Origin of the sequence: Curtobacterium sp. MCBA15_004 (assembly GCF_001865055.2) — a bacterium.
Taxonomy (GTDB): domain Bacteria; phylum Actinomycetota; class Actinomycetes; order Actinomycetales; family Microbacteriaceae; genus Curtobacterium.
In genome coordinates this window covers 3111314-3125340 of sequence record NZ_CP126266.1, presented here as the reverse complement: position 1 = coordinate 3125340, position 14027 = coordinate 3111314, and the positions used below count along the sequence as shown (strand labels likewise).

Here is a 14027-nt window from a genome sequence, read left to right as displayed (position 1 = left end):
CGCCCGGTTCGGACCGAACGTGTCCGACGGGTAGCTCATGGGTGGAACATTGACAGTGCAGGTGGGAGTCATGCTCTCGGCGTCAGTACATCGATCGTTCGCGGTTGGTTGGAAGGGGTCGGGGTGTGGTGAGCATCTGGTGCACGTTGTTGGGTCCTGAGGGACCAGGCTTCCCGGCCCGTTGTGGTTGGGGGTTGAGCCGTCTGGTGCTGCCCTGTGTGGGTGGTGCTGGGGACGCGGTCTTCGAGTGGGCCATGTGATGCCGGCGCGGTTGCGTTGGTGGAGGATGGTGCCGATCGTATGTTGAGAACTACACAGTGGACGCGAGCATCTTTAGATTCGCGTCATCGCATGATCGCCGGCTTCGGTTGGTGGTTGTGGTTGGCGTTGGATCGCAATTTTAATCTTTGTGGTCAAGTTTCTAAGAGCAAACGGTGGATGCCTTGGCATCTGGAGCCGAAGAAGGACGTAGAAATCTGCGATAAGCCTCGGGGAGCTGATAATCGAGCTGTGAGCCGAGGATTTCCGAATGGGGAAACCCCGCCAGGCGCTTTTGTGACCTGGTGACTCCCGCCTGAATATATAGGGCGGGTAGAGGGAACGTGGGGAAGTGAAACATCTCAGTACCCACAGGAAGAGAAAACAACATGTGATTCCGTGAGTAGTGGCGAGCGAAAGCGGATGAGGCTAAACCGATCATGTGTGATAGCCGGCGGGCGTTGCATGGTCGGGGTTGGGACACGTCACTCAGTTCTGCCGGACTGGGGCGGTTACAGCGCATCATAGTCGAACCGGTTTGAAAGCCGGGCCGTAGTGGGTGCCAGCCCCGTAGACGAAATGGTGTTATGGCCGGATGTGTATCCCAAGTAGCACGGGGCCCGAGAAATCCCGTGTGAATCTGTCAGGACCACCTGATAAGCCTAAATACTCCCAGATGACCGATAGCGGACAAGTACCGTGAGGGAAAGGTGAAAAGTACCCCGGGAGGGGAGTGAAATAGTACCTGAAACCGTTTGCTTACAAACCGTCGGAGCCTCCTTAGTAGGGGTGACGGCGTGCCTTTTGAAGAATGAGCCTGCGAGTTAGTGATATGTGGCGAGGTTAACCCGTGTGGGGCAGCCGTAGCGAAAGCGAGTCTGAATAGGGCGATTCAGTCGCATGTCCTAGACCCGAAGCGAAGTGATCTATCCATGGCCAGGTTGAAGCGACGGTAAGACGTCGTGGAGGACCGAACCCACTTCAGTTGAAAATGGAGGGGATGAGCTGTGGATAGGGGTGAAAGGCCAATCAAACTTCGTGATAGCTGGTTCTCTCCGAAATGCATTTAGGTGCAGCGTTGCGTGTTTCTCGCCGGAGGTAGAGCTACTGGATGGCCGATGGGCCTCAACAGGTTACTGACGTCAGCCAAACTCCGAATGCCGGTGAGTGAGAGCGCAGCAGTGAGACGGTGGGGGATAAGCTTCATCGTCGAGAGGGAAACAACCCAGACTACCAACTAAGGCCCCTAAGCGTGTGCTAAGTGGGAAAGGATGTGGAGTTGCACAGACAACCAGGAGGTTGGCTTAGAAGCAGCCACCCTTGAAAGAGTGCGTAATAGCTCACTGGTCAAGTGATTCCGCGCCGACAATGTAACGGGGCTCAAGCACACCGCCGAAGTTGTAGATTTCGCACACAGACAAGCCTTCGTGGTTCAGTCGTGCGGAGTGGTAGGAGAGCGTCGTGTGGCGAGTGAAGCGGCGGAGTAATCCAGCCGTGGACGCCACACGAGTGAGAATGCAGGCATGAGTAGCGAAAGACGGGTGAGAAACCCGTCCTCCGAAAGACCAAGGGTTCCAGGGCCAGGTTAATCCGCCCTGGGTAAGTCGGGACCTAAGGCGAGGCCGACAGGCGTAGTCGATGGACAACGGGTTGATATTCCCGTACCGGCGAACAACCGCCCAAGCTAATCCAGTGGTGCTAAGAGTCCTAACCCGGTTCGTCGGATCCCTTCGGGGTGATGGTGTCCGGTCTAACGCTCGACCCCATGCTGGTGCGGCTAGCGTATGAACAGGTGTGACGCAGGAAGGTAGCTGAGCCAGGCGATGGTATCCGTAAGGTGAACCTGGTGTAAGGATGTAGGGCTGACGATAGGCAAATCCGTCGTCTGTACGCCTGAGATCCGACGCGTACCCGTAAGGGGAAATCAGTGATCCTATGCTGCCGAGAAAAGCATCGACGCGAGGTTGCAGCCGCCCGTACCCGAAACCGACTCAGGTGGTCAGGTAGAGAATACCAAGGAGATCGAGATAATCGTGGTTAAGGAACTCGGCAAAATGCCCCCGTAACTTCGGGAGAAGGGGGCCGGACACGTGACCGGACTTGCTCCGTGAGCGTTGAAGGCCGCAGAGACCAGTGGGAAGCGACTGTTTACTAAAAACACAGGTCCGTGCGAAGTCGCAAGACGATGTATACGGACTGACGCCTGCCCGGTGCTGGAAGGTTAAGAGGAAGGGTTAGCCCTCGGGCGAAGCTCTGAATTTAAGCCCCAGTAAACGGCGGTGGTAACTATAACCATCCTAAGGTAGCGAAATTCCTTGTCGGGTAAGTTCCGACCTGCACGAATGGCGTAACGACTTCCCAGCTGTCTCAACCGCGAACTCGGCGAAATTGCACTACGAGTAAAGATGCTCGTTACGCGCAGCAGGACGGAAAGACCCCGTGACCTTTACTACAGTTTGGTATTGGTGTTCGGAGTGGCTTGTGTAGGATAGGTGGGAGACTGTGAAGCGGGCACGCTAGTGTTCGTGGAGTCATTGTTGAAATACCACTCTGGTCACTTTGGATGTCTAACGTAGGACCCTGATCGGGTTCATGGACAGTGCCTGATGGGTAGTTTAACTGGGGCGGTTGCCTCCCAAAGAGTAACGGAGGCGCCCAAAGGTTCCCTCAACCTGGTTGGCAATCAGGTGGCGAGTGTAAGTGCACAAGGGAGCTTGACTGTGAGACTGACAGGTCGAGCAGGGACGAAAGTCGGGACTAGTGATCCGGCAGTGGCTTGTGGAAGCGCTGTCGCTCAACGGATAAAAGGTACCTCGGGGATAACAGGCTGATCTTGCCCAAGAGTCCATATCGACGGCATGGTTTGGCACCTCGATGTCGGCTCGTCGCATCCTGGGGCTGGAGTAGGTCCCAAGGGTTGGGCTGTTCGCCCATTAAAGCGGTACGCGAGCTGGGTTTAGAACGTCGTGAGACAGTTCGGTCCCTATCCGCTGCGCGCGCGTTGGAAATTTGAGAAGATCTATCCCTAGTACGAGAGGACCGGGATGGACGAACCTCTGGTGTGTCAGTTGTTCTGCCAAGGGCACCGCTGATTAGCTACGTTCGGACCGGATAACCGCTGAAAGCATCTAAGCGGGAAGCCGTCTTCGAGATGAGATTTCCATGCACCTTGAGTGTGAGAGGCTCCCAGCAGACTACTGGGTTGATAGGCCGGATGTGGAAGCGGGGACTAACGACCCGTGGAGCTGACCGGTACTAATAAGCCGAAGACTTGACAACACAATTATTTCCCCACCCTTGTGGTGGGGGCTCGCGTCCACTTTGTGGTTCCCGACAGACGATCGGGAATCAAACTGAATACTTCAGCTGAACCAGCATGAAGGAACAGTGTTTGATCCGTTTCGGGTCGACAGTGTTCCGGTGGTCATAGCGAGAGGGAAACGCCCGGTCACATTCCGAACCCGGAAGCTAAGCCTCTCAGCGCCGATGGTACTGCAAGGGGGACCTTGTGGGAGAGTAGGACGCCGCCGGACTCAACTTCACGTACGACCAGGGAACCCCTGACCATTCATGGTCAGGGGTTTTCTGCGTTTCACGGGGCCTCTGGCCGTGACGGTCAGGGGCCTTCTGCGTACACGGGCGACCTCTGGCCAAGACGGCCAGGGGTCTTCTTCGTTTCGAGGGCTTTCATGCGTTGCACCCGCACTCGCACCCGCACCTGCGCTGGCACGGGTGTTGGCAGCTGCACCTGCACCTGCACCTGCGCCTGGCCTTGCGCGCTGGCCGTGTGCGCTTCTGCCTGCTGAGGTGTCGGGCCCGTCGGGGACGTCCCGGTCGGTCCACCTGCCCTGCGCCCGCCCACGCCCCGAGCACTGCAGGGCGCCACCCTTCACGGGGCGCGGCCGGAGTCGGCCGGCGGCTCGTTGATCGGATCTCGATCAGGACCCGCCGCTCGAGAAGCCGGGGAACGACGCCCGATCGCGACATTCCCTCGTCGGGTGCGACGGATCGGGCAGGTACACGTCAGAACCGTCGCGGGCCGGCGCTCGAGGATGGGCGGGCGGGGAAAGGTCGCGGCGTCCGTCGTGGCGGTGTGTGCGTTGCAACCGATGAACGGTTAGCACCCGTCGCTGCGGCGTTCGGACGCTGGAGCCGATCCTCGCGACGGGGCCGGGTTCCAGCTCTGCACCGATGCACCGTGACGAGGGACGCACACCGAGCGTTCACGTCGCCCGTACATCGACTCGGCGGCGTGGAGCGTCGGCCGGTCGAGAAGCTCGGGCCGGCTTCGGCCGCCGGAGGAGTCGGGACCGGCAAGTCGCCCAGCGCAGCTTGTGGCTGCGCTCTCTCGCGGGTGTTCCGGCGATGGGGTCACGACGGGTCAGCTGTGCCGAGGCACGGGCGGTCGTGACGGTGTTCGTCGCCGCGGCAACATCTTCCGCCTGTTCGGCCACAGGTCGAGGCGAGCTGCCTTCGAGCTGATCGCGGTGGTTCCCCTCGAGGCCGCCGGCGCTTGCATACGAGGCCGGCGGGGAGCACCATCGCCGTGAGCCGTGAGCCGTGAGCCGTGAGCCGTGAGCCGTGAGCCGTGAGCCGTGAGCCGTGAGCCGTGAGCCGTGAGCCGTGAGCCGTGAGCCGTGAGCCGTGAGCCGTGAGCCGTGAGCCGTGAGCCGTGAGCCACAGGGGGACCAGAAGGCCATCCGTAGTCGCGCCCGGCATACTCGTAGAACGCGACACGCCCGGGAGTAGGCATGGTTGGCGGTGCGGCTCAGTCCCGCGTAAGGTTGTACCTCGTTGCCGCTGAGGCGGAGAACGGAACGGCCGGGACGGTCGCCAGGTCATGGACTTGGGGATCTTGTTCGCCACGGTTCTTCCCCGGGCAACGAACCAGCTCCTTCGTGAAGCGCCCTGATGGGTGTGGAGTGTTGGGTGCGTCTGGTCCTTGAGAACTCAACAGCGTGCACATTGTCAATGCCAATTTATTGACCCCGTGCCTGGCTGGCCTTTTGGTTGGTTGGGTCGGAGACAATTCCTTTTGGATTGAAGATTGTCCAGTGGACAGTCAACAGTCAGTTTCAACTCGCTGACACTTCGGTGTTGGTTGTAATTTTTTTACGGAGAGTTTGATCCTGGCTCAGGACGAACGCTGGCGGCGTGCTTAACACATGCAAGTCGAACGATGATCAGGAGCTTGCTTCTGTGATTAGTGGCGAACGGGTGAGTAACACGTGAGTAACCTGCCCCTGACTCTGGGATAAGCGTTGGAAACGACGTCTAATACTGGATAGGACTACTGGCCGCATGGTCTGGTAGTGGAAAGATTTTTTGGTTGGGGATGGACTCGCGGCCTATCAGCTTGTTGGTGAGGTAATGGCTCACCAAGGCGACGACGGGTAGCCGGCCTGAGAGGGTGACCGGCCACACTGGGACTGAGACACGGCCCAGACTCCTACGGGAGGCAGCAGTGGGGAATATTGCACAATGGGCGAAAGCCTGATGCAGCAACGCCGCGTGAGGGATGACGGCCTTCGGGTTGTAAACCTCTTTTAGTAGGGAAGAAGCGAAAGTGACGGTACCTGCAGAAAAAGCACCGGCTAACTACGTGCCAGCAGCCGCGGTAATACGTAGGGTGCAAGCGTTGTCCGGAATTATTGGGCGTAAAGAGCTCGTAGGCGGTTTGTCGCGTCTGCTGTGAAATCCCGAGGCTCAACCTCGGGCTTGCAGTGGGTACGGGCAGACTAGAGTGCGGTAGGGGAGATTGGAATTCCTGGTGTAGCGGTGGAATGCGCAGATATCAGGAGGAACACCGATGGCGAAGGCAGATCTCTGGGCCGTAACTGACGCTGAGGAGCGAAAGCATGGGGAGCGAACAGGATTAGATACCCTGGTAGTCCATGCCGTAAACGTTGGGCGCTAGATGTAGGGACCTTTCCACGGTTTCTGTGTCGTAGCTAACGCATTAAGCGCCCCGCCTGGGGAGTACGGCCGCAAGGCTAAAACTCAAAGGAATTGACGGGGGCCCGCACAAGCGGCGGAGCATGCGGATTAATTCGATGCAACGCGAAGAACCTTACCAAGGCTTGACATACACCGGAAACGGCCAGAGATGGTCGCCCCCTTGTGGTCGGTGTACAGGTGGTGCATGGTTGTCGTCAGCTCGTGTCGTGAGATGTTGGGTTAAGTCCCGCAACGAGCGCAACCCTCGTTCTATGTTGCCAGCGCGTTATGGCGGGGACTCATAGGAGACTGCCGGGGTCAACTCGGAGGAAGGTGGGGATGACGTCAAATCATCATGCCCCTTATGTCTTGGGCTTCACGCATGCTACAATGGCCGGTACAAAGGGCTGCGATACCGTAAGGTGGAGCGAATCCCAAAAAGCCGGTCTCAGTTCGGATTGAGGTCTGCAACTCGACCTCATGAAGTCGGAGTCGCTAGTAATCGCAGATCAGCAACGCTGCGGTGAATACGTTCCCGGGCCTTGTACACACCGCCCGTCAAGTCATGAAAGTCGGTAACACCCGAAGCCGGTGGCCTAACCCTTGTGGAAGGAGCCGTCGAAGGTGGGATCGGTGATTAGGACTAAGTCGTAACAAGGTAGCCGTACCGGAAGGTGCGGCTGGATCACCTCCTTTCTAAGGAGCATCTGGCTCGTCTCGTGTCTGCAGATGCAGGTGTGGGGTGGGTCCAGGCGCCTGGTTCGGACCGAACGTGTCCGACGGGTAGCTCATGGGTGGAACATTGACAGTGCAGGTGGGAGTCATGCTCTCGGCGTCAGTACATCGATCGTTCGCGGTTGGTTGGAAGGGGTCGGGGTGTGGTGAGTATCTGGTGCACGTTGTTGGGTCCTGAGGGACCAGGCTTCCCGGCCCGTTGTGGTTGGGGGTTGAGCCGTCTGGTGCTGCCCTGTGTGGGTGGTGCTGGGGACGCGGTTCTTCGAGTGGGCCATGTGATGCCGGCGCGGTTGCGTTGGTGGAGGATGGTGCCGATCGTATGTTGAGAACTACACAGTGGACGCGAGCATCTTTAGATTCGCGTCATCGCATGATCGCCGGCTTCGGTTGGTGGTTGTGGTTGGCGTTGGATCGCAATTTTAATCTTTGTGGTCAAGTTTCTAAGAGCAAACGGTGGATGCCTTGGCATCTGGAGCCGAAGAAGGACGTAGAAATCTGCGATAAGCCTCGGGGAGCTGATAATCGAGCTGTGAGCCGAGGATTTCCGAATGGGGAAACCCCGCCAGGCGCTTTTGTGACCTGGCGACTCCCGCCTGAATATATAGGGCGGGTAGAGGGAACGTGGGGAAGTGAAACATCTCAGTACCCACAGGAAGAGAAAACAACATGTGATTCCGTGAGTAGTGGCGAGCGAAAGCGGATGAGGCTAAACCGATCATGTGTGATAGCCGGCGGGCGTTGCATGGTCGGGGTTGTGGGACACGTCACTCAGTTCTGCCGGACTGGGGCGGTTACAGCGCATCATAGTCGAACCGGTTTGAAAGCCGGGCCGTAGTGGGTGCCAGCCCCGTAGACGAAATGGTGTTATGGCCGGATGTGTATCCCAAGTAGCACGGGGCCCGAGAAATCCCGTGTGAATCTGTCAGGACCACCTGATAAGCCTAAATACTCCCAGATGACCGATAGCGGACAAGTACCGTGAGGGAAAGGTGAAAAGTACCCCGGGAGGGGAGTGAAATAGTACCTGAAACCGTTTGCTTACAAACCGTCGGAGCCTCCTTAGTAGGGGTGACGGCGTGCCTTTTGAAGAATGAGCCTGCGAGTTAGTGATATGTGGCGAGGTTAACCCGTGTGGGGCAGCCGTAGCGAAAGCGAGTCTGAATAGGGCGGTTCAGTCGCATGTCCTAGACCCGAAGCGAAGTGATCTATCCATGGCCAGGTTGAAGCGACGGTAAGACGTCGTGGAGGACCGAACCCACTTCAGTTGAAAATGGAGGGGATGAGCTGTGGATAGGGGTGAAAGGCCAATCAAACTTCGTGATAGCTGGTTCTCTCCGAAATGCATTTAGGTGCAGCGTTGCGTGTTTCTCGCCGGAGGTAGAGCTACTGGATGGCCGATGGGCCTCAACAGGTTACTGACGTCAGCCAAACTCCGAATGCCGGTGAGTGAGAGCGCAGCAGTGAGACGGTGGGGGATAAGCTTCATCGTCGAGAGGGAAACAACCCAGACTACCAACTAAGGCCCCTAAGCGTGTGCTAAGTGGGAAAGGATGTGGAGTTGCACAGACAACCAGGAGGTTGGCTTAGAAGCAGCCACCCTTGAAAGAGTGCGTAATAGCTCACTGGTCAAGTGATTCCGCGCCGACAATGTAACGGGGCTCAAGCACACCGCCGAAGTTGTAGATTTCGCACACAGACAAGCCTTCGTGGTTCAGTCGTGCGGAGTGGTAGGAGAGCGTCGTGTGGCGAGTGAAGCGGCGGAGTAATCCAGCCGTGGACGCCACACGAGTGAGAATGCAGGCATGAGTAGCGAAAGACGGGTGAGAAACCCGTCCTCCGAAAGACCAAGGGTTCCAGGGCCAGGTTAATCCGCCCTGGGTAAGTCGGGACCTAAGGCGAGGCCGACAGGCGTAGTCGATGGACAACGGGTTGATATTCCCGTACCGGCGAACAACCGCCCAAGCTAATCCAGTGGTGCTAAGAGTCCTAACCCGGTTCGTCGGATCCCTTCGGGGTGATGGTGTCCGGTCTAACGCTCGACCCCATGCTGGTGCGGCTAGCGTATGAACAGGTGTGACGCAGGAAGGTAGCTGAGCCAGGCGATGGTATCCGTAAGGTGAACCTGGTGTAAGGATGTAGGGCTGACGATAGGCAAATCCGTCGTCTGTACGCCTGAGATCCGACGCGTACCCGTAAGGGGAAATCAGTGATCCTATGCTGCCGAGAAAAGCATCGACGCGAGGTTGCAGCCGCCCGTACCCGAAACCGACTCAGGTGGTCAGGTAGAGAATACCAAGGAGATCGAGATAATCGTGGTTAAGGAACTCGGCAAAATGCCCCCGTAACTTCGGGAGAGAGGGGGCCGGACACGTGACCGGACTTGCTCCGTGAGCGTTGAAGGCCGCAGAGACCAGTGGGAAGCGACTGTTTACTAAAAACACAGGTCCGTGCGAAGTCGCAAGACGATGTATACGGACTGACGCCTGCCCGGTGCTGGAAGGTTAAGAGGAAGGGTTAGCCCTCGGGCGAAGCTCTGAATTTAAGCCCCAGTAAACGGCGGTGGTAACTATAACCATCCTAAGGTAGCGAAATTCCTTGTCGGGTAAGTTCCGACCTGCACGAATGGCGTAACGACTTCCCAGCTGTCTCAACCGCGAACTCGGCGAAATTGCACTACGAGTAAAGATGCTCGTTACGCGCAGCAGGACGGAAAGACCCCGTGACCTTTACTACAGTTTGGTATTGGTGTTCGGAGTGGCTTGTGTAGGATAGGTGGGAGACTGTGAAGCGGGCACGCTAGTGTTCGTGGAGTCATTGTTGAAATACCACTCTGGTCACTTTGGATGTCTAACGTAGGACCCTGATCGGGTTCATGGACAGTGCCTGATGGGTAGTTTAACTGGGGCGGTTGCCTCCCAAAGAGTAACGGAGGCGCCCAAAGGTTCCCTCAACCTGGTTGGCAATCAGGTGGCGAGTGTAAGTGCACAAGGGAGCTTGACTGTGAGACTGACAGGTCGAGCAGGGACGAAAGTCGGGACTAGTGATCCGGCAGTGGCTTGTGGAAGCGCTGTCGCTCAACGGATAAAAGGTACCTCGGGGATAACAGGCTGATCTTGCCCAAGAGTCCATATCGACGGCATGGTTTGGCACCTCGATGTCGGCTCGTCGCATCCTGGGGCTGGAGTAGGTCCCAAGGGTTGGGCTGTTCGCCCATTAAAGCGGTACGCGAGCTGGGTTTAGAACGTCGTGAGACAGTTCGGTCCCTATCCGCTGCGCGCGTTGGAAATTTGAGAAGATCTATCCCTAGTACGAGAGGACCGGGATGGACGAACCTCTGGTGTGTCAGTTGTTCTGCCAAGGGCACCGCTGATTAGCTACGTTCGGACCGGATAACCGCTGAAAGCATCTAAGCGGGAAGCCGTCTTCGAGATGAGATTTCCATGCACCTTGAGTGTGAGAGGCTCCCAGCAGACTACTGGGTTGATAGGCCGGATGTGGAAGCGGGGACTAACGACCCGTGGAGCTGACCGGTACTAATAAGCCGAAGACTTGACAACACAATTATTTCCCCACCCTTGTGGTGGGGGCTCGCGTCCACTTTGTGGTTCCCGACAGACGATCGGGAATCAAACTGAATACTTCAGCTGAACCAGCATGAAGGAACAGTGTTTGATCCGTTTCGGGTCGACAGTGTTCCGGTGGTCATAGCGAGAGGGAAACGCCCGGTCACATTCCGAACCCGGAAGCTAAGCCTCTCAGCGCCGATGGTACTGCAAGGGGGACCTTGTGGGAGAGTAGGACGCCGCCGGACTCAACGTAAGTGATGTGGCCATCGGCCCTCCATCGAGAACTCGCAGGGGAGACCCTCGTTCTCGTGGAGGCCGGTGGCCACATCCGTTTCTGCGCCGCACTCGACGTGCCGAGCGGTCCGTGATGGACTTGCTTCGGTGCCGACTTCGTGCGGCCTCTACACACAACGACACAGCGGACGATCGCCCGAGGACAGTTTCGGGCACGCGACGAGGAGCAACGGTGGCGAACGACGACGAGCAGCGACGGAACGACGGCGACCGCCAGGGTCGATCCGACCGGGAGCCACGTCGGGACGGCGGTGCACCGCGAAGCGACCGTTGGTCGTCCGGGCCTCGGGACTTCGAACGTCGCGAAGGGCAGCGCGGTGGCCGGGGCGATGATCGCCCGCGCGGGGACACAGGCCCCCAGCGTCGCGACGTCGGCCGCCCCGCTCGTGACGGGGACCGTCCGTTCCGTGACTCTGGCTCCCGACCGGCGTGGCGCGGCGAACGCGATGACGCGGGTCGTCCCCCTCGCGGTGATGGGCCGCGAGGCGATCGTCCGTTCCGTGGTGGTGACGATCGTCGTCCGGCGCGTGATGGTGAGCGTCGTTCCTTCGGCGGTGACCGTGCCGCGCGCGGTGGTGATGACCGTCGTCCGGCGCGTGACGGCGAGCGTCGTCCCTTCGGCGGTGACCGTCCGTTCCGTGGTGGTGACGACCGTCGTCCGCCGCGTGATGGTGACCGTCCGTTCCGTGGTGGTGATGACCGTCGTCCGTCGCGTGATGGTGACCGTCCGTTCCGTGGTGGTGATGACCGTCGTCCGTCGCGTGATGGTGACCGTCCGTTCCGTGGTGGTGATGACCGTCGTCCGGCGCGTGACGGCGAGCGTCGTTCCTTCGGTGGTGACCGTCCGTTCCGTGGCGGTGATGACCGTCGTCCGTCGCGTGATGGTGACCGTCCGTTCCGTGGTGGCGATGACCGTCGCCCGGCGCGGGACGGCGAGCGTCGTTCCTTCGGTGGTGACCGTCCGTTCCGTGGTGGTGACGACCGTCGTCCGCCGCGTGATGGTGACCGTCCGTTCCGTGGTGGCGATGACCGTCGCCCGGCGCGGGACGGCGAGCGTCGTTCCTTCGGTGGTGACCGTCCGTTCCGTGGTGGTGACGACCGTCGTCCGCCGCGTGATGGTGACCGTGCCGCCCGTGGTGGTGACGACCGTCGTCCGGCGCGTGATGGTGACCGTCCGTTCCGCGGTGGCGATGACCGTCGTCCGCCGCGTGACGGTGAGCGTCGTTCCTTCGGCGGCGACCGTCCGAACCGTGGCGGCGACAGCGGTGGCGAGCGTCGGCGCTTCGGCGACGGTGACCGGCACGCCGGTGCACGGTTCGGCGAGGCAGCGCGTGACGACTGGGAGGATCGCGACCCGTACGGCACGCGGTCGATCCGCCCGCGGCACGAGGACCCGGAGATCTCGGACGAGGTCTCGGCCCGCGACCTGGACCCGGCTGCACGCGCCGAGCTGAAGACCCTCAGCAAGGAGAACGCTGACTGGGTCGCGAAGCACCTGGTCATGGCGGCACTCCTCGTCGACGAGGACCCCGAGACCGCGAACCAGCACGCGCTCAGTGCAGCGCGTCGGGCCGGCCGCGTGGCGGTCGTCCGCGAGACCGCGGCCATCACCGCGTACCGCACCGGCGACTTCGCCACGGCGCTCCGCGAGCTCCGCACCTACCGACGGATCTCGGGCAAGAACGACCAGCTGCCGATGATGGTCGACTGCGAGCGCGGGCTGGGACGCCCTGAGCGCGCGCTCGAGCTCGGACGGTCGATCGACCGTGCTGCGCTCGACCCGGCCGTGCAGGTGGAGCTCGCGATCGCGATGTCCGGTGCGCGGCTCGACCTCGGCAACCCCACAGCCGCGCTGGGCGAGCTGGAGATTCCACAGCTCGATCCGACCACGGCCTACACGTGGTCGCCGGCGCTCTACAGTGCTTACGCGGCGACGCTCGAGGAGCTCGGGCGACAGGACGAGGCCGACGAGTGGTGGGCGCGGGTGGACCGCGCTGCCGAGGCCCTCGCCGCCGCAGCGGACGAGAACGCATGGGAGACAGTTGATGTGGTCGAGGAAGAAGTCGAAGGACACGACGAGCCCGTCGCCGACGTCGCAGCCGACTCCGACGTCGTCGAGCACGGTGTCGACGGCCTCGACGACACCGCCCAGCTCGGGGAGCCCGTCGAGCCCGACGACGACATCGACGAGATCGACGACGACAACCCCCGCGACGTCGACGGCTCCGCAGCAGGCTGAGCCGCCGACGGCCGGTGTGGACGTCGTCCTCACCGACCTCGACGGTGTCGTCTACCGCGGTCGGAACGCCATCCCGCACGCGGTCGAGGCGCTCAACCTCGCTGCTCGGTCCGCTCGGGTCGGCTACATCACGAACAACGCCTCGCGTCGACCCGTCGACGTCGCCGAGCACCTCGAGCAGTACGGCCTGGTCGTCGGCCCGGAGGACGTCGTGACCTCGTCCCAGGCAGGCGTCCGTCTGCTCGAGACCCTCGTGCCGGCCGGTTCCACCGTCCTGGTGACCGGCGGGCTCGGGCTGACGAGCATCGTCGAGGAAGCCGGCTTCACGGTCACGGCGAGTGCCGACGACGCACCCGCTGCCGTCATCCAGGGCTTCTCGCCGGACCTCGGGTGGACGCACCTGGCCGAGGCGTCGTTCGCGCTCGCGGACCCGGACGTCCCGTGGGTCGCGACGAACATGGACTGGTCGATCCCGGTGGAACGCGGCATCGCGCCCGGCAACGGCACGCTGGTGTCCGCCGTCCACCAGGCGGTGGGCCGCATGCCGGTGGTGGCGGGGAAGCCCGAGCGCCCGATCTTCGACGCTGCGCTCGCGCGGTTCGGGGGCGAGCGGCCGTTGTTCATCGGTGACCGCCTCGACACCGACATCAAGGGTGCGAACGACGCGGGCATCCCCAGCGTCCTCGTGCTGACGGGCATCGACCAGGCGAAGCAGGTCCTCGCCGCCGACCAGCGCTCGCGTCCGACCTACGTGCTCGAGGACCTCCGCGGGTTGTCCGAGCCGTACCCGGTCACCGTGCGGCGCGAGGACCACGACGGCACGCGCTACGTCACGGTCGGCGATGCCACCGTCGCGATGCACGGGCACGTCGTCCGGGTCCTCGACCGCGGGACGCCCATCAACCTGCTCCGTGCGGGGTCGACCCTGATCTGGGAGTCGGGGTTGGCCATCTACGGCCTCGACGTGGACCCCGTGCTCCACGGCGGCGAGTAGCCTG

General features: G+C 60.7%; 3 protein-coding genes and 5 rRNA genes. All 8 read left to right on the top strand.

Features of this window, described 5'->3' with window-relative positions; all coding sequences use genetic code 11:
• Positions 1 to 411 precede the first annotated feature (411 nt).
• Positions 412 to 3537: ribosomal RNA gene (locus tag QOL16_RS14665) — 23S ribosomal RNA — on the top strand.
• 137 nt (positions 3538 to 3674) lie between these two features.
• Positions 3675 to 3791 (top strand): 5S ribosomal RNA (rrf, locus tag QOL16_RS14660).
• A gap of 1578 nt (positions 3792 to 5369) precedes the next feature.
• Positions 5370 to 6891 (top strand): 16S ribosomal RNA (locus tag QOL16_RS14655).
• A gap of 469 nt (positions 6892 to 7360) precedes the next feature.
• A 23S ribosomal RNA gene (locus tag QOL16_RS14650) occupies positions 7361 to 10487 on the top strand.
• Positions 10488 to 10624: 137 nt separating this feature from the next.
• A 5S ribosomal RNA gene (gene rrf, locus QOL16_RS14645) occupies positions 10625 to 10741 on the top strand.
• Together the 16S, 23S and 5S rRNA genes form the textbook arrangement of a ribosomal RNA operon.
• A gap of 456 nt (positions 10742 to 11197) precedes the next feature.
• A complete protein-coding gene (locus QOL16_RS14640; protein ID WP_305411030.1) occupies positions 11198 to 12244 on the top strand; it encodes a hypothetical protein in 1047 nt (348 codons plus the stop codon).
• A 47-nt stretch (positions 12245 to 12291) separates the two neighbouring features.
• A complete protein-coding gene (locus tag QOL16_RS14635; RefSeq protein WP_071284579.1) occupies positions 12292 to 13029 on the top strand; it encodes a hypothetical protein in 738 nt (245 codons plus the stop codon).
• 16 nt (positions 13030 to 13045) lie between these two features.
• Positions 13046 to 14023, top strand: coding sequence for an HAD-IIA family hydrolase (locus QOL16_RS14630; RefSeq protein ID WP_065963207.1), 978 nt, complete (start codon positions 13046 to 13048; stop codon positions 14021 to 14023).
• Positions 14024 to 14027 lie beyond the last annotated feature (4 nt).

What these genes read in the sequence shown, in the direction of transcription:
- QOL16_RS14635 (WP_071284579.1), top strand. Translation starts at nt 12,292, where the DNA reads ATGGCGGCACTCCTCGTCGACGAGGACCCCGAGACCGCGAACCAGCAC.